The organism is Brachybacterium sacelli, from assembly GCF_017876545.1.
GTDB classification, from domain to species: Bacteria; Actinomycetota; Actinomycetes; order Actinomycetales; family Dermabacteraceae; genus Brachybacterium; species Brachybacterium sacelli.
In genome coordinates this window covers 1,272,967-1,292,326 of the sequence record NZ_JAGIOD010000002.1, presented here as the reverse complement: position 1 = coordinate 1,292,326, position 19,360 = coordinate 1,272,967, and the positions used below count along the sequence as shown (strand labels likewise).

Sequence of the window (19,360 nt, the reverse complement as noted above, 5' to 3'; positions counted from 1 at the left end):
CCGGTCTGCGGCCGACCCCGCCGTAGAATGCAGCGCCGACCTCGACCCAGGAGCTCCCTGACCATGACCTTCGACAGCCTCTTTCCTGAGGTCCATGACCTCGTCTCCGGGCTCTGGGAGAATCCTGAGCTCGGCTACGGTGAGCGACGCACCGCGCGCGTCGTCGAGGAGTACCTGGCGCGGCACGGCACAGGGTTGGCTATCGAGCACTTCTCGACGACGGGTCTGAAGGTCTCTCTGCCCTCCGCCGCACCGGAGGATCCGACCCGTCGTCGCATCGCTGTCGTGGCCGAGCTCGACGCGGTGATCTCCTCGGCGCACCCGGATGCTGACCCGGCCACCGGCGCCGTCCACGCCTGCGGCCACCACACCCAAGTCGGGATCGCCTTGGCCGTCTTCGCGCACCTGATGGCCACAGACTCCTGGAAGCAGGCGGACGTCGACCTCAGCTTCGTCTTCGTCCCCGCCGAAGAGTTCGTGGATCTGGCCCACCGAGCCGAACTGCGAGAGAGCGGGGACATCACCTGGTTCGGCGGGAAGCCCGAGGCCATGATGCTGGGCGTCTTCGACGATCTCGACGCCGCCGTGTGCCTGCACGCCATCGGCGGCCTGCAGGTGGAGCCGACGATCGAGATCGACTGCGATCTCGCCGGATTCCTGTACAAGACGGTGGAGTTCGAGGGCGTCGCCGCCCACGCGGGCCTGGATCCTTTCAGCGGCACCAACGCCTACGCCATGGCGACCCTGTTCACCACCGCGCTGGGTCTCGGCCGCCAGCAGCTGCGCGAGGACGTGCTGGTCCGCATGAACCCCGTCATCCCCTCGACCGAGATGACCACGAACGTCGTGCCCCACCGTGCGGTCGTCGGCACCGACGTCCGCTCGACGGACGTCGACTACCTCGGCGAGGTCGCGGCGCGCGTGGACCGTGCCGCGCAGGGCTGCGCTGCGGCCCTCGGGGGCACGGCGCACATCACCACCGAGATGGGTTATCTGCCGTTCGTGCAGGACCGCACGATGTCCGGCGCGTTCCGGGACGCCTTCGCGCACGATGAGCACATCACCCGCCTCCTCGAGGACCGCGGCGCGATCGCCGCCGCCGGGGATGCGGGCGACCTGTCGTTCATGATGCCGACCGTCCAGCTCTCCTACGGCGGATTCGACGGCACCATCCACGGCAAGGACTTCCGGATGGTCGACCCCGAGCACGTGTTGATCGCCGTGCCGCGTCTGCTGGAGCGAGCACTGCTGACCATGGGCCGCCACCTGCCCCGCCCCCTGCCGCACCGCTCGTTCTCCGACTACGTCGCCGCTCTCGCCGAGATCGCCCCCGTGCCCGTCGAGGTGGTCGACGCACCGGCTCCGATGCCGTCGGCCCGGACCCAGGAGGATCGATGAGCTCGTCCGCCCCGTCCCGGCGCGGCGGCACGGCGCTGGAGATGGCCCTGCTGCTGCTCCTCGTGGTCATCGCGATCGTCGTCGCCGAGGGCATCGGCATCCGGTCCCTGCCGATCACTTCGTCGATGACCATCACCGTGCTGCCGCTGGTGTTCGCCGTGCTCCTCACGATGATCCTGGGGATCCCGGCCTGGCGGAAGGGGATCCTGCGCCGTGTCTACTCCGCGCGCAACGTCGGGTTCTCCGGCGCATTCCTGATCATCATCATGCTGCCGCTGATGGCGCGTTACGGTGCGGACGTCGCCCCGCGCCTCGGGGAGATCGTGTCGATCGGCTGGGTGTTCCTGCTGCAGGAGCTCGGGAACCTCGGCACGGTAGTGCTCGGACTGCCGGTCGCACTGATGCTCGGGCTGCGACGCCACGCGATCGGCTCGACGCTCGGCCTGGGCCGTGAGGGCGAGCTCGCGTACATCTCCGAGAAGTACACGCTGAACTCCGATCCAGGACGCGGCGTGCTCTCGATGTATCTCATGGGCACACTGTTCGGCGCGCTGTTCTTCTCCGTCGTGGCGCCGATCCTGCTGGGCACAGGCCTGGACGTGCGGGCGTTGGCGATCGCCTCGGGCATGGGCTCGGCCTCCATGATGACGGCATCCTCCTCGACCCTCGCCGCCCAGGTGCCCCAGCTGCAGGACACCATCGTCTCCTACGCCGCCGCGAGTCAGCTGCTGACCAGCTTCATCGGCACGTACACCATGGTCTTCCTCGCCGTTCCGCTGCAGCGGGCGCTCTACAACCTGTTCATGCGCGGCAAGGACAGACTTCCCGCCTCCGGGATGGCCACGACCGCCCACCCGGCCAACTCCGTCACGGGTGGGCGGTCCGTACCGACGGCCAGCGAGCTGTTCGCTCCCCACCGCTACACGATGTTCATGGGCGTGCTGCTGCTGTCGCTCGTCCTGGTGCTGTTCACCCAGCAGATGAAGCTGTGGGTGAACCCCGGGTCGACCCCGATCACGCTGCTCACCCTGGGAGGGCTTGTCGCGTTGTGGCTGTTCGCGCTGCTCGGCATCGTCGTCGGCGACCTCATGACGCTCAGCCGGGTGCCCCTGCTGCGCGATTTCCCAGTGCTGGGCTGGGTCTCCTTGGTCTCGCTCGCCGGTTGCCTGGCCTGGGGCGGGTTCGTCGACGCGATCGGGGGCGTCGACTTCCTGTCCCTGACCACCCCGATCCTCGCCTTCGCCGGGGTCAGCGTCGCCGATCGTCTGGTGGATCTCTCCAAGACCTCCTGGAAGATCGCGATCACGGCCGTGTTCGTCTTCCTCGGCACCTATGTCGGCTCCGCTCTGCTCGCCCAGTTCGGCCTCTCGGTCGCCGGTTCCTGAGCATTCGACGTCTCAGTGGCTGAGCACCACGTTCTCCAGCACGCCGGCCAACAGCTCGGCCGCCCGCGCGCTGTCGTACGACGGGTCCAGTTGCTGCTCGCGCACGATCGCATCGATCCCCCCGCCGATGGCCAGGGCCGCGGTGCGCAGCTCCCGGGCCGGCGGGAGACCCCGCGCCGTGCGCGCCTGCTCGAGCAGCTGAGCGAGGGGCTCCCAGCGCTCCCGGGACTCACCGGGCAGCCTCAGGTGGACGAGCGCCTCGGAGGCGACGCGGGTGTGCCGGGGGTGCTCGCGGAAGTACCCGATCATCGCGGTGACGTAGACGACGGGGCGGTCCGCCGCGGGGGCCTCCTCGACGGCGCCGCCCACCTCGGCGACCATCGAGGCCAACACCTGCTCGTACGCGGCAGCGAGCAGTTCCGCGACCGAGGGGACGTGGTGCAGCACACTGGCCTTGCTCAGCCCGGCCGCCTCCGCGATCCGGCCCAGTGTGGCCGCGGCGTACCCCTGGTCGCCGACCAGCTCGATGGTGACCTCGATCAGCTGCTCGCGGCGCGGCGCGGCCGCCCCCGGCGGACGTCCGGGACCTCTCCTGGTTGACATGACAGCCAATCTACCGCATGGTCGATTATTGTACAGCCGTCCGGAGAAGGGACCGTGAGATGCCCGAGCACCCGACCCCGCCACGACGTCGCCGTCGACGCCTCCTACTCGCCGGAGGACTGGCGTGCGCCCTGGCGGCGGGCTTCGCCCTCGGTTCCGGATCGGCGGCCCCGGTGGGGCACTGGCGCTCCGCCGAGGGGCGCGCCGCCTATCTCGAGGCCTACGACACCGCCTTCGCCGCCCTCCCCGAACCCGCCGAGACCCATGACGTGCGCACCGACTTCGGCGTGGTGCGCGTGTACCGCTTCGACGGCTCCGGAGACCTCGAGCATCCCCTCCTGGTGCTGCCCGGCACCGCCGCCGGGATGCCGGTCATGGCGGACAACATCCCCTCCCTGCTGAGGGTCGGTGACGTCTACGCCATGGATCTGCTCGGCGAGCCCGGACGCAGCATCCAGGACCGACCGATCACCGACGACGCGGACAAGGCCGCCTGGCTCGACCAGGCGCTCGACGGTCTGCCGGAGGAGCGCTTCCACGCGCTCGGCCTTTCCATCGGCGGCTGGACGGCGACCAACCTCGCCCTCCACCACGACGAACACCTGGAGAGCCTGACCACCCTCGATCCGGTCCAGACCTACGACGACATCCCGCTGGGCACGGTCGTCCGCTCGATCCCGTCCGCCTTCAACTGGATGCCGAAGGCATGGCGCGACTCCTTCAACTCCTACACCGCCGGTGGGGCTCCGGTGCAGGACGACCCGGTGGGACGCATGATCGAGGCGGGCATGCAGAACTTCCGCATGGCCCAGCCCCAGCCCACCCGGATCACGCCCGAGCAGCTCGGGACGCTCGAGGTCCCGGTGCTCGCGATCATCGCGGGGAGGTCGGTGATGCTCGATCCCGAGGACGCCGCCGGGACCGCCCGCTCCGCTCTGCCCGACGGCCGGGTGGAGGTCTTCGCCGAGGCCTCCCATGCGATCAACGGAGAGTACCCCGAGGAGATCGCCGCCCTCGTCGACGACTTCACCACCGGGATCGAGGCCCGCTGACCATGTCCACCCGCACCGTCGCCGCCGGCCTCCTCGGCGCCGCAGCACTGGGTGCCGCCCTGGCCCCCGACCGCTCCTCCCCCGTCGGCCACTGGCGCTCCACCGCGGGCCGGGCGGCGTACTTCGCCGCCTACGACGCGACCTTCGCCGACCTCCCCCGCCCGGCCGCGACCCTGGACGTGCGCACCGACTACGGCGTCGTGCGCGTCTACCGGTTCGCAGGTCGCGGCACGGCGCGCTCCCCGCTGCTGCTCCTGCCAGGGACCACCTCCGGCACCCCGATGTGGGCCGACAACCTGCCCTCCCTGCTCGAACTCGCCGACGTCTACGCCCTCGACCTGCTCGGCGAACCCGGTCACAGCATCCAGGACCGGCCGATCACCGACGATGCCGACAAGGCGTCGTGGCTCGCGCAGGTGCTCGCGGACCTGCCCGAGGAGCGCCTGCACCTCCTCGGCCATTCCCTCGGCGGCTGGACCGCGCTGAACCTCGCTCTCCACCATCGGGAGGACGTGGCGAGCGTGAGCGTGCTCGACCCGGTGGTGAGCTTCGGCGACCTCCCATGGGGCACGATCGTGCGGTCGCCGGCTGCGGTGCTGCCGTGGTTGCCCCGTTCCTGGCGCGACGCCTTCACCTCCTACGTCTCCGGGGGCGCCGAGGTCGAGGATCTGCCGGTGGCCCGCATGATCGAGGCCGGCATGGGGCAGTACCGGATGACCGCTCCGCCGCCCACGCGGATCTCGCCGCAGCGGCTCGGCGAGCTCGAGGTGCCCGTCCTCGCGATCATCGCGGGGAAGTCGGTCATGCACGATCCCGCACAGGCGGCCAGGACCGCCCGGGCCGCCCTGTCCGACGGCCGCGTGGAGGTGCTCGCCGAGGCGTCCCACGCCCTGAACGGCGAGTATCCCGAGGAGATCGCCTCCCTCGTCGGTGACTTCGTCACCGAGGTCGAGGCTCGCCGCCCGGCGGGACAGGCGTAACCTTCTCTCTGCGCTCCGCCCGGACCGCTCTCCTGCCCCACCGAAGGGCCCTGCATGTCCTCCGCCGACCAGACCGCCGACACCGCCCGGACCTCCCGCGACCCGCGCCTGGACCGTCCCTGGCCCGCGCTGTGGTCGATCGTGCTGGGGTTCTTCATGATCCTCGTGGACACCACCATCGTCACGGTCGCGATCCCGCGCATGCAGGCCGACCTCGACACGGACCTGTCCTCCCTGCTGTGGGTCACCAGTGCCTACCTGCTCGCCTACGCGGTGCCGCTGCTGATCACCGGACGCCTGGGAGACCGGCTCGGGATGAAGACGATGTACATGGGCGGCCTGGCGGTCTTCACCGCGGCGAGCCTGTGGTGCGGGCTGTCCGGCAGCGTCGAGATGCTGATCATCGCGCGCGTCGTCCAGGGTCTCGGCGCCGGCATGATGACGCCGCAGACGATGTCGATGATCACCCGGCTGTTCGCCCCCGAGGACCGTGGCCAGGCCATGGCCCTGTGGGGTGCGACCGCCGGGGTGGCCACGCTGGTGGGGCCCCTCGCGGGCGGCCTGCTGGTGGACGGCCCCGGCTGGGAATGGATCTTCTTCGTGAACATTCCCGTCGGTGTGATCGGCTTGCTGCTGGCCTGGCGGAACGTGCCCCGCTTCTCCCGCCGTGCCCACTCCTTCGACTGGCTGGGCGTGGTGCTCTCCGCGGCCGGACTGTTCCTGCTGGTGTTCGGGATCCAGGAGGGCAACACCTACGACTGGGGCACGATCACCGACTCCCTGCAGATCGGCCCGCTGACCACGCACCTGCCGATCAGCGTGCCCGGGCTGATCATCGCCGGCGTCCTCGTGATGGCCGCCTTCGTGCTCTGGCAGGCGCTGAACCGCCGCGAGCCGCTGGTACCCCTCACGCTCTTCCGCGACCGCAACTTCTCGGTCGCCAACATCGCCATCGCGATGATGGGTGCGACGGTGCTGACGCTGTCCTTCCCCATCACGCTGTACTTCCAGCGGGTGATGGGCATGTCACCCACCGAGGCGGCCCTGATGACGGCGCCGATGGCGCTGGTATCCCTCGCGCTGGCGCCGGTGGTCGGCAAGAACATGACCCGATACAACCCGCGCTGGATGGCCGTCGGCGGCTTCGTGTCGCTGGCGGTCGGTCTCTTCTGGCTCTCGCGACTGATGACACCCGGCGCTTCGATCGCGCTGCTCCTGCTGCCCTTCGTGCTGGTGGGCCTCGGCAACGCCCTGATCTGGGGGCCGCTGTCCCTGACGGCGACGCGCAATCTCCCGCCGTCGCGCGCCGGAGCCGGCTCCGGGGTGTACAACGAGACCCGCCAGATCGGCTCCGTGCTCGGCTCGGCGGCGATCGCGACACTGATGAACGACCGCATCGCCGCCCGGATCACCGAGGCGGTCGGCACCGGGTCGGGCGGAGAGATGCCCTCGGGCGGCGAGGGGTCCTCGACCACGGAGCTTCCCGAATTTCTCTACGCCCCCTTCGCCTCCGCCATGGCCGACTCGCTGTTGCTGCCGGTGGTGCTCTCCCTGGTGGGCGTGGTCGCCGCCTTCTTCATCGGCCGGCCCGTGGACTCGGGCGCGTGGGCGGAGGACGCGTGAGGGCGTGAGTACTCTCTGCTACGCTGAACGTGTTCACTGAACCTGTTCAGTCAGAGAGGTCTCCCGATGCGACGCGAAGAGCTCCGTCGTGCCACGCAGTCCCGCGTCCTCGCCACGGCGGATCACCTCTTCACCGAGCAGGGATTCGCTGCCACCACCATTCGCGACATCGCTGCCGAGAGCGGGGTCAGCGTCGGGACGGTGATTGCCGTCGGTGACAAGGAGACCCTCCTGGTCCGGGTGTTCGACGACCTCATCGCCGCTGACCAGAGCCGGTCCCCTGGCGCCCCCACCGTGTCGAGGGGGACCACGGCGGCTCCCGCGCAGCAGATCCTCGCCCTGGTGGATCCCTTCGTCGTCCTGTTCACGGGGCGGGCGGAACTGGCGCGCACCTACGCCTCGATCCTGGTCCGGGCCCAACACTCCTCCACGCTGTTCACCGAGCTCGCGGGACAGCTCATCGGCGAGATCGAGCAGGTGGTCCTGCGCAGCGGGGCCCGCACGGCCGACGAGGCCGCGCCCACCGCCCGGTCGATCTACTTCGCCTATGTCGGCGTGCTGTTCAGCTGGGCGGCACGCGCGGACGCCGAGCCGGACGAGCTCCCCGAGTCCCTGCTGTCCGCCTTCGCCGCCTTCTTCCACACACCGGGGCCCTCATGCTGATCCTCGACCCCGTCCCGTGGTGGCCCCTGGCCCTCCTGGCGCTCGCCCTGGCTGTCGACGCTGCGCTGTCCCTGCGCCCGCCCGCGTTCATCCGCGACTGCCTGGACGGCGTCGGGTTCCCGCGCCAGTGGTGGTGGGTGCTGATCGTCGTCAAGACGCTCGCGGTGGTCGGGCTGGTCGTCGGCATCTGGCTGCCCGGCGTCGCCGTCGCCGCGACCGTGGGGGTCGTGGCCTACTTCGGCTGCGCGGTGGTGGCGCACCTGCGCGCCCGGTTCTTCGGGTCCGCGTTCTGGGTGAACTGCCTGGGGATGCTGGCACTGTCGCTCGCGGTGCTCGTTGCGAACCTCGCCGCGTGAACGACGAGACATGAACCGCCCCGAGATCTGTCGCAAGAGCGAAGGACGCCGCGATGCGGAGGCGGGGCCGCGGACTGGTGCCGCGGCCCCGTCCTCACCGACCGACCGATGAACTCACCCGAGCTTCTTGAGGGCGGAGAAGGTGATGATGTAGTCGGGCGAGTCGATGGACATCGCCTCGGTCATGTTCGAGGCGTAGTAGCACTCGTCGTTGCCCTCGTTGCCGGACTTGAGCGTGCCGGAGAACGTCACGGTGTCCCCCGGCGCCAGGGCCAGCGCAGAATCGTAGAGCGGGCTGCCCTGCTCGATGAGCGTGTTGTCGGACATGTCGGAGAAGGCGTTGTTCCAGGTCCCGATCTCGATGTCCTCCTCGATCGAGAGGGTGACGACGGCCTTGCCTTCACCGTTGGCATCGACGGTCACGACCGTACCTACCCAGTCCTCCACGGCGCCGTCGGAAATGGACTCGCACATGCTCTCACTGCGTACCGTGAGGACATTCGCGCGTTGCAGATCCGTCTCAGCGTTCTCCGCTTCTGACCTTCCCTGGGCGACCGCGTCCGACATGGCCTGCTGGGTCGCCGGGACGACGGGAGCTGGAGCCTCCTCGGCAACAGGCTTCTCCTCGGCAGCAGGCTCCTTCTCCGCAGCCGGCTCCTCCTCGGCAGCAGGCTCCTTCTCCGCAGCCGGCTCCTCCTCGGCGGCGACCTCCTGCTCGACAGCCTCAGGCTCGAGCTCCTCGGTGGCGACGGTCTCGTCGGTCGCAGACGTCGTGTCGGTGCCATCGCTCGTCGCGCTGTTGATGGCGAAGAAAATGAGGCTGATGCCCACCACGATCGCGGTGACGATCCAGGAGAGCTTCTTGTTCTGCTCGTAGTTCGCCAGCGGCCGCCCGGTGCTGTCCCGGCCGCCGGTGAAGACGATGATCAACAGATCGACCAGCGCCCAGATCCCTGCCCCGCCGCAGGTGATGAGCTTGAGGATGCCGAGCCCCACGAATCCGCGGTAGAAGCGATCCACACCGAACGCGCCGAGGAAGAGCGCGAGCAGCCACGCCACGACGAAGTCCTTTTGCGGCGCAGCAGGGGCAGCAGAACCCGGCATCCTCACGTAAGGCGCAGGGGTGATCTGCGGTGCCGGTTGCTGACTGCGGTGCCCCGGATTCGGCGAGCCGGCCGGGCCCTGGGTGTACGGCGACTGCGCACCGTAGAGAGCGTTCGGCGAGGGGGCGCCGAAGCCGGACTGCGGCGCCCCCTCGCCCTGATTCGGTGGCGCGCCCGATGGCTGCTGGAGCCGCTGGCCGCCGTACTGGGTGCCGCTCTGCGCGGCAGGGTATGGCGTGTGCTGTCCGGGTGTGATCTGGCCGTCGCCGGGCTGCTGGGGGTGGCCGCCGGGCGGCGGCGGGAAGGTGGAAGACATGATGCTCCTGGAGGAATCGGGCGCGAGAAAGCGCATGACCAGCGAAAAGGGAATGGACCACTGGGTGATTCCCGACATTGCCGACGTTTCACCCTGTCGATCTGGGGGGAGCCTAAACAAGGGGGCCGACACTCGAAGTCACCTGTCCGGGAACAGGTGCATCGTCATCACCCCAGACGCACGCTCACCAGGGAGTTCTCCACGGCGCGAGGGCACTCTCGTGCCATGGATCACTCAGCCGACCGAGGCGCGAGCGGCCGGGACGCCTCGGCTGCTGTGCCAGGTTGCACGCGCTCGTCGGCGAGCAGCAGCGCGCGTCACCCCCGCGGCGCGTACTTCAGCACCACGGCGCCGGTTCCCAGCTCGAATCGCTCGAGGAGGCGGAGGTCGACCGCCTCGGCCAGCCCGGCGAACAACGTGGGCCCGTGGCCCGCGATCCGGGGATGGACCACGAACTCGTACTCGTCGATCAGACCCAGCTCCGCCAGCGCATGAGGGAGGGTCACGCCACCGACGAAGATCTCCCCGCCGGGGGCGTCCTTGAGCTTCCTGACCGCCGTGGCCAGATTCCCGCGAAGGAGCTCCGCGTTCCAGTCGACCTGGTCCAGCGTGCTCGAGACGACGTACTTCTTCGCGGCGTCGATCGTGCGGGCGAAGGGCTCCATCCACTCCGGGAACGCTCCCGGCGGCTGCGGGAGCCGCCAGGCCTCCTCCATCATCTGGTACGTGATGCGCCCGAACAGGAGCGCGTCGGCGCGCTCGAGGTTCTCGGCGTGGTGGCGGTGCATCTGCTCGTCGGGCTCAACCGCCCGGTGATCACAGCAGCCGTCGACGGTGACGTTGATGGAGTACCGCAGAGGTCTCATCTCCCACAGTCTACGGCAAGAGTCCACACTCGTCCCTCGCGGTCCCCGCCCGTCGCCCCACCCGAATACAGTGGCGCCCATGGACTCCCCGCGCACCGTCGACCCGATCTCCGCACTCCGCGAGGGGGACGAGGACCAGACGGACCGCGCCCTGAGGGTCCTCTCGGCGGTCTTCGGCTACGACTCCTTCCGCGGGGAACAGGCCGCGATCATCGACCAGGTCGCCGGCGGCGGCGATGCCGTGGTGCTCATGCCCACCGGCGGCGGAAAGTCGCTGTGCTACCAGATCCCCGCGCTGCTGCGCAGCGGCACCGGCATCGTCGTCTCGCCGCTGATCGCGCTGATGGCCGACCAGGTCGCCGCGCTCGAGGGCGTCGGCATCCGCGCCGCCTATCTCAACTCCACCCTCGAGCGGCACGAGGCGCAGGCCGTCGAGCAGCAGCTGCTCGCCGGTGAGCTGGACCTGCTGTACATGGCGCCGGAGCGGCTCGTCCTGCCCCGCACCCTGGATCTGCTGGGACGCGCCGAGCTCTCCCTGGTCGCGATCGACGAGGCACACTGCGTCTCCCAGTGGGGGCACGACTTCCGCCCCGACTACCTGGGGCTGTCGGTGCTGGCCGACGCCTTCCCCACCGTTCCGCGGATCGCCCTGACCGCCACCGCCACCGAGGCCACCCACCGTGAGCTCACCGAGCGGCTGCGGATGGATGCCGCCGAGCACTTCGTGGCCAGCTTCGACCGCCCCAACATTCAGTACCGGATCGAGCCCAAGGCCTCCCCGCGCGAGCAGTTGCTGCGCCTGATCACGACCGAGCACGAGGGCGAGTCCGGGATCGTCTACTGCCTCTCGCGCAAGAGTGTGGAGACCACCGCGCAGTGGCTCTCGGACCACGGCATCGCCGCCCTCCCGTACCACGCCGGGCTCGACGCGAGCGTGCGCCAGGATCACCAGGAGCGGTTCCTGCGCGCCGAGGGGCTGATCATCGTGGCGACGATCGCCTTCGGCATGGGCATCGACAAGCCCGACGTCCGCTTCGTCGCCCACCTCGACCTGCCCAAGTCCATCGAGGGCTACTACCAGGAGACCGGGCGCGCCGGCCGCGACGGCCAGCCCTCGACCGCCTGGATGGCCTACGGCCTGGGCGACGTGGTCAGCCAGCGCAAGTTCATCGACTCCGGCGAGGGCAACGAGCAGTTCAAGCGCAATGCCCGCTCCCACCTCGAGGCCATGCTGGCCCTGTGCGAGACGGTCTCCTGCCGCCGGGTGCAGCTGCTGCGCTACTTCGGCCAGGACTCCCGTCCCTGCGGGAACTGCGACATCTGCCTGAACCCGCCGCAGACCTGGGACGCGACCGTCCCCGCGCAGAAGCTGCTGTCGACGCTGATCCGCCTGGACCGCGAGCGCGGCCAGAAGTTCGGCTCCGGCCAGGTCATCGAGGTGCTGCTGGGCCGGGAGAACGAGCGCTCGCGACAGTCCCGCCACGAGGAGCTCACGGTGTGGGGCATCGGCGAGGAGCTCACGGAGAAGCAGTGGCGCTCCGCGCTGCGCCAGCTGGTGGCCCGCGGGATCGTCGAGCCCGAGGGCGACTACGGCGTCCTGGTGCCCGGCTCCCAGGCCGGTCCGGTGCTGCGCGGCGAGGTCGCCCTCGAGCTCGCCGTCGACCGCTCCCCCACGAAGCCCTCGCGCTCCCGCTCCGGCCGCGGCGGCGGTGCCCCGCGGGCGGCGGAGGGGCTCGAGATCGCCGAGCGCGAGCGCTTCGAGGCGCTGCGCCAGTGGCGCACCTCGGTGGCGAAGGAGAAGCAGATCGCCCCCTACATGGTCTTCTCCGACGCGACCCTCGTCGGGATCGTCGAGACCAAGCCGGAGACGGTCGCGGCGCTCGGCACCGTCAGCGGCGTCGGCGCCAAGAAGCTCGCCGAGTACGGCGAGGACGTGCTCGAGGTGCTGACCGGCCAGAGCTGACCTGGCCCTGAGGCCCGGCCCCGGCAGCCTGCCCCATGACGGACACCTCGAGCGCTCAGGTCGCGCGCTGCAGCATCTCCTCCAGCAGCTCCTCCTCCCCCGGGTCGCCGCGACGGTCCAGCGCCGTGCGGAACGCCTCCGCGGCCGCCGCATGCTCCCCGCAGCGGGTCAGCAGCTCGCCCCGGATCACGTGGAAGGGCCGGTGGTCCTCGAGCTCGTCCGCGAGCGGTGTGAGCAGGGCCAGCGCGGCGCCCGCCCCCTCGACCTCCGCCACGGCGACCGTCCTGCCCAGTCGCACGATCGCGGTGGGCCAGTGCGCCAGCAGCAGGTCATACAGTTCGACCACCTCGCCCCAGTCGATGTCCCCGTGGCGCCGGGGCACCGCGACGGCGGCGGCGATCGCTCCCTGGATCAGGTAGGGGCCGCGGCCGCCGTCGGCGAGAGCTCCCGTCACCAGATCGTCGGCCCGGTCGACGAGCTCGCGGTCCCAGCGCTCACGGTCCTGGTCGGCCAGGGCGACTGGCCGCCCGCGCTCGTCGGTGCGGGTCCCCGCGCGGGCGCGCAGCAGCAGCGCGTGGGCGAGCAGGCCGCGCGGCTCGGTGCGCACGGGCAGCATCCGCACGAGCACCTCGAGCATCCCCGTCGCGGCCTCCAGCACGTCGGCGCTCGGGGTGGCCAGCAGCACCGAGACCACGTCGAGCACGTCGACCAGCCGCTCCTCGAGCTCCCCGGCGCCGGGCACGCGGCAGGGGATGCGGCTGAGGCGGATGCGCTTCTTGGCCCGCGTGGGCCGAGCGGCCATCGTCGGTTCGGGGACCAGGAACGCGTCGGCGATCTGCACCGTCGACAGGCCGCCCACCAGGCGGAGCGTGAGGGCGATGCGGGAGGTCGGGGCGAGCGCGGGGTGGGCGGTCAGGAAGATCAGCCGCAGCTGCTCGTCGAGCACCACGGGCGCTGCCTCGTCCGCGACGCGCTCATCGGCCTCCGGGGCGCCCACGTCCGCGTCGTCGTCCCACACCAGCAGCGGCAGCTTGCGCTCGAGGGTCCGGCGGCGGCGCATCGCATCCAACGCCCGCCGTCGGGCCGTCGTGGTCAGCCAGCCTCCCGGGTTGTCGGGTACCCCGGTCTCCGCCCACGCGGTCAGCGACTGGGCGAAGGCCTCCTGGGCCGCGTCCTCGGCCAGGTCGAGGTCGCGCGAGGTCGCGGCCGTCGCCGCCAGCACCATGGCCCAGTGGTCACGGTGCGCGGCGGCGACGGCCGCGGCGACCTCCGGCGTGCTCACGCCGACAGCGTGCCGCGGGAGGCGGGGACGTCGTCCCCGACCATCGGGCGCACCTCGACGCCGCCGCCCTGATGGATGATCGGGTTGCGGCGGGCCACCGCGATCGCCGCGTCGAGATCGGGCACCTCGAGCACGTAGAAGCCGACGATCACCTCGTTGACCTCCACGAACGGGCCGTCGACCAGGCTGTCGGCACGGATCGAGGTGGAGGCGTCGTGGTCCTCGAGCGGGCTGCCGTAGACCATCACCCCCTCCTCGGTCAGCTCCCGGCCATGGACGTCGTGCTCGGCCATCTGGGCCTCGAGCACCTGGGGGTCCGTCTCGAACCGGTCGCTGGGGTAGTACAGGAACACTAGGTAGCGAGCCATCTGGATCATCCTCCTGACGGGACGGCGCCTCTCGTCGTCCTCACCCTCATGTCGCACGGGGCCGCCCGGATCGACAGCCCCTGCCCGAACCGTTCAGCGCACCCCCTCGGGGAAGTCCCTCGGCGCGCCCGGCTGCACCCCGGCGGCACCATCGATCCCGTAGTCGGCGGCGAAACGCAGCTCGGTGCCCGCGTACACGCCCTCGACGCTCTCGTCGAGGTGGAACACGCGGGCACCGCGCAGACGGTGGTCCTCCCCGCCGCCGAGACCGTAGGTGCCGAAGCCGGTGCCCGGACCGTAGCCCAGCTGGATGCCGTAGTAGTCGCCCACGTAGGTGTTGATGTGGTCGTGGCCGACGAACAAGCCCTTGACGTCGCCACGCTGCAGCATGGCGGCGAACATCCCGGAGTTGAAGGGGCCGGGGCACTCGTCCTCGTTCCGCTCCCCCACGATCGAGTGCTTCGTCAGCGCCCGGGCGTGGTCGGCCTCGGAACGGCTGTCGACGCTCGCGAACCACATGAAGCGGTGCTCCCACAGGGCGATGTGTTGGAACACGAGGCCAGGGACCACGGCCCGGTTCTTCTTCTCGAGCTGCTGGGAGGCGTGGAGGTACCACTGGACCTGGTCGGGTCGCAGCCAGTCCCAGTCGGGGTAGCCCTCGAAGTCCTGGCCCGCGATCTCCTCGGGGGCGTAGCGGCCGGAGTCCAGCAGCCACACGGCGAAGGCGTCGGCCCGGGAGGCGGCCGAGCGCACGGTCAGCACCTGGTTGCCGCTGCCGGTCACGTCATGGGCTCCCGGGGTGTTCACGTTGTGCCGGTACTGCGCGACGAAGCGCAGGTAGTCGCCCTCGTCCAGGCCGGTCGTCCCCGAGGAGTCCTCGTCGTGGTTGCCGAAGGTGAGGGCCCACGCGATGCCGCGGTCCTCCATCGGGCGCACGACGTTGTTGATCGCCTGCTTCGCCTCCTGGGCCGTGGTCGGCGATCCGTCGATCACATCGCCGTTGATGACCACCAGATCCGGCCGCACCTCCTCGAGCACGGCCTCCTGGAGGGCGGTGGTGCGCACGTCGGTGCGGTGGCCGTCCTGGGTGTCGTTGAACTGGACGACGGTGAAGGTGCCGTCGTCCCGGAAGCAGAGCTCGTCGCGCACGATGCCTTCGTCCGGTCGCAGGGGTCGGTCGGTCGGCGCCGCCGGAGCGGGGGCCGCCGACGCGGTTCCCATCATGCCCGCAGCGGCGAGGCTCCCGGCGGAATACCGCAGGACGGACCGACGCGAGTGGGCGGAGCGGGACGAGGAGGACGCGGGGGACGAGGAGGAGGTCACGGGTCACCGTTTCGTGCGGGGGGACAGATGTACCGACCCAGGCAAGCTGCTCCGGAGGACGGCCGCCCCACCGCACGGCGAGCGGACGGGGTCTCCCCCGTGAACGCTCCATGAACTCAGGACCTGACGATCCGGCGGATGACGCGGGCGAGCAGCGCCTCGAACGGGCCGCGCGAGCCCCGGGCCGCCAGGACAGCACCGAGGGCGAGCACGCCGGCGACATGAAGGGCGAGAATCCCGAGCCCGCCCACGTACCAGGGCATCGAGGAGAGTTCCCCGCCGGAGGTGAGCACCGCCAGGAGGAGGGCGACGCTGGTGGCCAGGACATGCAGGACGTAGATCGTCAGCGGGGCCGCCCCGGCGGCTCGCAGGCTGCGCGCGATCCTGCCGCTCAGCGTGCGCGCCGGCGGCAGCAGGCACAGCGCCAGCGCGATGAGCGCGACGGCGACGCCCCCGGTCGCGAGCATGTCGCCCACGGTCCCGGTATGCGGTGCCGCCGTGTACCAGGCCCCCGGGGTCGCGTACCCGAGCGCTGCGGCGAGCACCGGGAGGAGGTGGGCGCCGACCGCGGCCACCACCCCGCCCACCAGGGCCAGGACGCTCAGCCGCCGGATCCCGCCCTGCTCCTGGGCGCGGAGCACCGCCCGCAGCAGCACGACCCCGGTGAGCAGGTAGGGGATCCAGGTGATCAGCGGGTACTGGCCGGTCAGCACCAGCCCCCGCAGCACTGCGGCCGGGTCGTCCAAGGTCAGCAGCGTCACGGTGCCGAACTCGACGCGCCCGGGCACCGCCAGTGCGAGGGGGTGGCCGAACGCGGTGAGCACGGCGATCAATGGCACCAGGATGCGACTCGGCACCAGCAGCAGCGGGGCGGTGACCATCATGGACAGGCCGAACGGGACCAGCACCACCATCACCGAGGTGGGAGTCAGCTCGAGCAGCAGGCCGAGCACGGTGACGCCGGCGCCGCGCACCAGGGCGGAGGTGACCGCGCCGCGCCGGTCGCCGTCGGCCAGTCGCCGGCGCGAGGCGAGCACGAGGCTGCCACCGCCGACGACGGCGAAGAGGGTCGAGGAGGGCCCCTCGGTCAACAGGTGCGCGAGGCGGGCGAGGGCGCCCTCGACGCCCGACGGATCGGGCATCAGCGCGAGCGGGGCGAGCAGGTGCGCGCTCATCATGCCGAGCACGGCGAGCAGACGGACCAGGTCGAGCGCCTCGAGGCGGCCGGTGGTCGCCTCGAGCCAGGAGCGGACGGTGGGGCGAGGTGGTGCGAACGTCATGCCAGCCAGGCTTCCTCGCCGGCGCGCCCCGCGCGTCAGCTCACGGGGCGATCCGGTCTCCGCCCACGGGTGGACGCCTCAGCTCGCCGCGCCCCGGCCCCACTCCCGCACGAAGGTCTCGCGGCGCTCGGCCTGCTCGACGGGGTCGGGCACCGGCAGGGAGGCGATGAGCTTGCGGGTGTAGTCGTGCGAGGGCCGCTGCAGCACGTCCGGACCATGGCCGTCCTCGACCAGGTCGCCGCGGAACAGTACGCCGATGCGGTGGGCGAGGGTGTCGACCACCGCCAGGTCGTGGCTGATGAACAGGGCGGCGAATCCCAGCCGGCTCTGCAGCTCACGGAACAGTTCGAGCACGGTGGCCTGCACGGAGACGTCCAGTGCGCTGGTCGGCTCGTCGGCGATCAGCAGCTCCGGGCCCAGCACCAGCGCCCGCGCCAGGGATACCCGCTGGCGCTGTCCGCCGGAGAGCTCGTGCGGGTAGCGGCCGGCGTAGCTCCGGGGCAGCTCGACGGCCTCCAGCAGGGAGCGCACCTGCTCGGCGTGTTCGTCCGCGCCCTGCTGGGGCTCGTGCACGATCAGCGGCTCGGCGATGCACTGCTCGATCGTCAGGTGCGGGTTGAAGGAGGTCGCCGGGTCCTGGAACACGAACCCGATCCGTCGGCGCAGCGGCTTGAAGCTCTTCTCCCGCATCCCGTTCATCTCGTGCCCGAGCACCTGCAGACTGCCTCCGGTGGTGCGCTCGAGACCGGCCATGGCGCGGCCGATGGTCGTCTTGCCGGAGCCGGACTCGCCCACCAGGCCGTACACCTGGCCGGCGCGGATGGTGAAGTCCACGCCCTTGACGGCGCGGAACGGCGGCCGTCCCAGCCGTCCCGGGTACTCGATGACGAGGTCCTTCGCGAGGACGACCGGTTCGGCGTCCTCGATCTCCTGCTGCTGCTCGGAGCTGAGCGCGGTCCAGGCGGAGTTGCGGCCCAGGTGCGGCACCGCGGCCAGCAGTTTCTTCGTGTACTCCTCGCGGGGATCGGCGAACAGCTCCGTGGCACCGGCCCGCTCGATCACCTTCCCGCGGTACATCACGGCCACGGAGTCCGCGAGGTCTGCGACCACCCCCATGTTGTGGGTGATCACGATGATCGAGGTGCCGAAGCGGTCCCGCACGTCCCGCAGCAGGTCGAGGATCTCGGCCTGCACGGTGACGTCCAGCGCGGTGGTCGGTTCGTCGGCGACGATCAGCTCCGCCCCCAGCGCCAGCGCCATGGCGATCATGATGCGCTGCTTCTGCCCGCCGGAGAACTCGTGGGGGTAGCGGTCGATGCGCTCGGCGGGATCGGGGATGCCGACGGCCTCGAGCGACTCGACGGCCTTGGCGCGGATCTCCTTGCGGGACAGTTTCGGGGAGTGGGCCCGCAGTCCCTCCCCGATCTGCCACCAGATCGGGAAGACCGGGTTCATGGCGCTCGAGGGCTCCTGGAAGATCATCGAGACGTCCTCGCCGCGCAGGGCGCGCAGTCGCGCCCCGGACAGGCCGACCACGTCGGTGCCGGAGACCAGCACGGCCCCGGAGGCCTCGGCGGTCTCCGGCAGCAGCCCCAGGATCGAGCGGGCGGTGACGGACTTGCCGGACCCGGACTCCCCGACGACGGCGAGGATCTCCCCGGGGGCGACCTCGAGGTCCACCCCGTCGACCGCGTGGACGTCCCCGCCGTCGGTCGCGAAATGGACGTCGAGGCTCTCGATCGCGAGCCGCGGCGTGCTCTGCGTGTCGATCATGCCGCCACCTTCCGTCGGGCGCGCGAGCGCTTCTTGCGCGTGCGCAGTCGCGGGTCGTTGAGGTCGTTGATGGACTCGCCCACCAGGGTCACACCGAGCACGGCGGCCACGATCGCAAGGCCCGGGAACAGACCCGTCCACCAGATCCCGCTGGTCGCGTCGGCCATGGCGCGGTTGAGGTCGTACCCCCACTCGGCGGCGCTGGTCGGCTCGATGCCGAAGCCGAGGAAGCCGAGCGCGGCGAGGGTGAGGATCGCCTCGGAGGAGTTCAGCGTGAAGATCAGCGGCAGGGTGCGGGTGGCGTTGCGCAGCAGGTGCGTGCCCATGATGCGCCGATGCCCGGTGCCGACCACCTTCGCGGCTTCGACGAAAGGCTCGGCCTTCAGCTGCACGACCTCGGCGCGGATCACCCGGAAGTACTGCGGGACGAACACGACGGTGATCGAGATCGCCGCGGCGAGGATGCCGCCCCAGGCGTTGGACTGCCCGCCGGAGATCACGATCGACATGACGATGGCCAGCAGCAACGAGGGGAAGGCGTAGATCGCGTCGGCCAGCATCACCAGCACGCGATCCAGCCAGCCGCCCACGTATCCCGACAGCAGGCCCACGGCCGAGCCGAGGAACAGGGAGGCCACGACCGCGCAGGCCATGACGGCCACGGCCGTGCGCGTCCCCCAGATCACCCGGGAGAGCACGTCGAAACCGGTCACGGTGGTGCCCAGCAGGTGTTCGGCCGACGGGGGCTGCTGGCCGCCGAAGCGCACGCCGTTGGCCGAGGTCTGCGCGAACCCGTAGGGCGCCACCAGCGGGGCGAACAGGGCCGTCAGCAGCAGGCCGAGGACCAGCACCAGACCGGTGATCAGCATGCCGCGCTGCAGCCCGACGCTGCCGCGCAGGTGGGAGATCACCGGCAGGCGCAGGAACCAGGACGAGCGGGCACGCGCGGCCACGCGCGAGGACTCCGCGGCGAGCTCGGCCTCGGCGCCGCCCTCGCCCGGGGGGACAGGGTTCGAGAGCGTCATG

The 19,360-nt window shown here is 70.8% G+C and carries 17 protein-coding genes; 8 read left to right on the top strand and 9 right to left on the bottom strand.

All coding sequences use genetic code 11. The features are described from left to right. The first annotated feature begins 63 nt into the window (after nt 1-63). Nucleotides 64-1,398: a M20/M25/M40 family metallo-hydrolase gene (locus JOF43_RS20290; RefSeq protein ID WP_209904956.1), complete on the top strand. Its 1,335-nt coding sequence runs from the start codon at nt 64-66 to the stop codon at nt 1,396-1,398. After that, the gene (locus tag JOF43_RS20285) at nt 1,395-2,783 is read left to right on the top strand and encodes a DUF3100 domain-containing protein (protein ID WP_209904955.1); all 1,389 of its coding nucleotides are present in this window, start codon (nt 1,395-1,397) and stop codon (nt 2,781-2,783) included. Before JOF43_RS20290 ends, JOF43_RS20285 begins: the two co-directional genes overlap by 4 nt. Before the next feature lie 12 nt (nt 2,784-2,795). Here the strand turns inward: JOF43_RS20285 and JOF43_RS20280 are convergent, their stop codons facing one another. After that, nucleotides 2,796-3,386 (bottom strand): TetR/AcrR family transcriptional regulator, encoded by a 591-nt coding sequence (locus JOF43_RS20280; protein WP_209904954.1) that lies wholly within the window; start codon nt 3,384-3,386, stop codon nt 2,796-2,798. A 59-nt stretch (nt 3,387-3,445) separates the two neighbouring features. On the opposite strand from JOF43_RS20280, the gene JOF43_RS20275 reads away from it, so the two are divergent. From JOF43_RS20275 to JOF43_RS20255, 5 genes are all read left to right on the top strand, one after another. Further along, nucleotides 3,446-4,438, top strand: coding sequence for an alpha/beta fold hydrolase (locus JOF43_RS20275; RefSeq protein ID WP_209904953.1), 993 nt, complete (start codon nt 3,446-3,448; stop codon nt 4,436-4,438). A 2-nt stretch (nt 4,439-4,440) separates the two neighbouring features. Then, complete coding sequence (locus tag JOF43_RS20270; protein ID WP_209904952.1) at nt 4,441-5,418, top strand: alpha/beta fold hydrolase; 978 nt, start codon at nt 4,441-4,443, stop codon at nt 5,416-5,418. 54 nt (nt 5,419-5,472) lie between these two features. Beyond that, nucleotides 5,473-7,041, top strand: a complete 1,569-nt coding sequence (locus tag JOF43_RS20265) for a DHA2 family efflux MFS transporter permease subunit (protein WP_209904951.1) — start codon at nt 5,473-5,475, stop codon at nt 7,039-7,041. Nucleotides 7,042-7,107: 66 nt separating this feature from the next. Then, a complete protein-coding gene (locus tag JOF43_RS20260; RefSeq protein ID WP_209904950.1) occupies nt 7,108-7,704 on the top strand; it encodes a TetR/AcrR family transcriptional regulator in 597 nt (198 codons plus the stop codon). Next, nucleotides 7,698-8,060 carry a DoxX family protein gene (locus JOF43_RS20255; protein ID WP_245354630.1) on the top strand — a complete coding sequence of 121 codons (363 nt, stop codon included), beginning with the start codon at nt 7,698-7,700 and terminating at the stop codon, nt 8,058-8,060. The genes JOF43_RS20260 and JOF43_RS20255 overlap by 7 nt, the downstream gene beginning before the upstream one ends. Before the next feature lie 114 nt (nt 8,061-8,174). On the opposite strand, the gene JOF43_RS20250 is transcribed toward JOF43_RS20255, so the two are convergent. Both JOF43_RS20250 and JOF43_RS20245 read right to left on the bottom strand, forming a co-directional pair. Beyond that, complete coding sequence (locus JOF43_RS20250) at nt 8,175-9,557, bottom strand: TM2 domain-containing protein (RefSeq protein ID WP_245354629.1); 1,383 nt, start codon at nt 9,555-9,557, stop codon at nt 8,175-8,177. 239 nt (nt 9,558-9,796) lie between these two features. Then, on the bottom strand, nt 9,797-10,345 hold the full coding sequence (locus tag JOF43_RS20245; RefSeq protein ID WP_209904949.1) for a dihydrofolate reductase family protein: 549 nt from the start codon (nt 10,343-10,345) through the stop codon (nt 9,797-9,799). Between the two features lie 79 nt (nt 10,346-10,424). Between JOF43_RS20245 and recQ the strand changes: the two genes are divergently transcribed. Then, a complete protein-coding gene (gene recQ, locus JOF43_RS20240; RefSeq protein ID WP_209904948.1) occupies nt 10,425-12,308 on the top strand; it encodes a DNA helicase RecQ in 1,884 nt (627 codons plus the stop codon). 55 nt (nt 12,309-12,363) lie between these two features. Here recQ and JOF43_RS20235 read toward each other — a convergent pair whose 3' ends face one another. The 6 genes from JOF43_RS20235 to JOF43_RS20210 all read right to left on the bottom strand — a co-directional run bounded on the left by JOF43_RS20235 (nt 12,364) and on the right by JOF43_RS20210 (nt 19,359). Further along, nucleotides 12,364-13,590, bottom strand: coding sequence for an RNA polymerase sigma factor (locus JOF43_RS20235; protein WP_209904947.1), 1,227 nt, complete (start codon nt 13,588-13,590; stop codon nt 12,364-12,366). Beyond that, nucleotides 13,587-13,958 (bottom strand): YciI family protein, encoded by a 372-nt coding sequence (locus tag JOF43_RS20230; RefSeq protein ID WP_209904946.1) that lies wholly within the window; start codon nt 13,956-13,958, stop codon nt 13,587-13,589. The genes JOF43_RS20235 and JOF43_RS20230 overlap by 4 nt, the downstream gene beginning before the upstream one ends. Nucleotides 13,959-14,051: 93 nt before the next feature. After that, on the bottom strand, nt 14,052-15,182 hold the full coding sequence (locus tag JOF43_RS20225) for a metallophosphoesterase family protein (protein WP_209904945.1): 1,131 nt from the start codon (nt 15,180-15,182) through the stop codon (nt 14,052-14,054). Between the two features lie 215 nt (nt 15,183-15,397). Beyond that, complete coding sequence (locus JOF43_RS20220; protein ID WP_209904944.1) at nt 15,398-16,561, bottom strand: heparan-alpha-glucosaminide N-acetyltransferase domain-containing protein; 1,164 nt, start codon at nt 16,559-16,561, stop codon at nt 15,398-15,400. 78 nt (nt 16,562-16,639) lie between these two features. After that, a complete protein-coding gene (locus JOF43_RS20215) occupies nt 16,640-18,334 on the bottom strand; it encodes a dipeptide ABC transporter ATP-binding protein (RefSeq protein ID WP_209904943.1) in 1,695 nt (564 codons plus the stop codon). Continuing rightward, nucleotides 18,331-19,359, bottom strand: coding sequence for an ABC transporter permease (locus JOF43_RS20210; protein ID WP_209904942.1), 1,029 nt, complete (start codon nt 19,357-19,359; stop codon nt 18,331-18,333). Before JOF43_RS20210 ends, JOF43_RS20215 begins: the two co-directional genes overlap by 4 nt. Nucleotide 19,360: the final 1 nt, after the last annotated feature.

Bases quoted from the DNA above. Each gene is read 5' to 3' on its own strand.
- JOF43_RS20210 (WP_209904942.1), bottom strand. From the start codon at position 19,359: ATGACGCTCTCGAACCCTGTCCCCCCGGGCGAGGGCGGCGCCGAGGCC.
- JOF43_RS20245 (WP_209904949.1), bottom strand. From the start codon at position 10,345: ATGAGACCTCTGCGGTACTCCATCAACGTCACCGTCGACGGCTGCTGT.
- JOF43_RS20270 (WP_209904952.1), top strand. From the start codon at position 4,441: ATGTCCACCCGCACCGTCGCCGCCGGCCTCCTCGGCGCCGCAGCACTG.
- JOF43_RS20275 (WP_209904953.1), top strand. From the start codon at position 3,446: ATGCCCGAGCACCCGACCCCGCCACGACGTCGCCGTCGACGCCTCCTA.
- JOF43_RS20255 (WP_245354630.1), top strand. From the start codon at position 7,698: ATGCTGATCCTCGACCCCGTCCCGTGGTGGCCCCTGGCCCTCCTGGCG.
- JOF43_RS20230 (WP_209904946.1), bottom strand. From the start codon at position 13,958: ATGGCTCGCTACCTAGTGTTCCTGTACTACCCCAGCGACCGGTTCGAG.
- JOF43_RS20250 (WP_245354629.1), bottom strand. From the start codon at position 9,557: ATGTCGGGAATCACCCAGTGGTCCATTCCCTTTTCGCTGGTCATGCGC.
- JOF43_RS20265 (WP_209904951.1), top strand. From the start codon at position 5,473: ATGTCCTCCGCCGACCAGACCGCCGACACCGCCCGGACCTCCCGCGAC.
- JOF43_RS20280 (WP_209904954.1), bottom strand. From the start codon at position 3,386: ATGTCAACCAGGAGAGGTCCCGGACGTCCGCCGGGGGCGGCCGCGCCG.
- JOF43_RS20260 (WP_209904950.1), top strand. From the start codon at position 7,108: ATGCGACGCGAAGAGCTCCGTCGTGCCACGCAGTCCCGCGTCCTCGCC.
- JOF43_RS20220 (WP_209904944.1), bottom strand. From the start codon at position 16,561: ATGACGTTCGCACCACCTCGCCCCACCGTCCGCTCCTGGCTCGAGGCG.
- JOF43_RS20225 (WP_209904945.1), bottom strand. From the start codon at position 15,182: ATGATGGGAACCGCGTCGGCGGCCCCCGCTCCGGCGGCGCCGACCGAC.
- JOF43_RS20290 (WP_209904956.1), top strand. From the start codon at position 64: ATGACCTTCGACAGCCTCTTTCCTGAGGTCCATGACCTCGTCTCCGGG.
- recQ (WP_209904948.1), top strand. From the start codon at position 10,425: ATGGACTCCCCGCGCACCGTCGACCCGATCTCCGCACTCCGCGAGGGG.
- JOF43_RS20285 (WP_209904955.1), top strand. From the start codon at position 1,395: ATGAGCTCGTCCGCCCCGTCCCGGCGCGGCGGCACGGCGCTGGAGATG.
- JOF43_RS20215 (WP_209904943.1), bottom strand. From the start codon at position 18,334: ATGATCGACACGCAGAGCACGCCGCGGCTCGCGATCGAGAGCCTCGAC.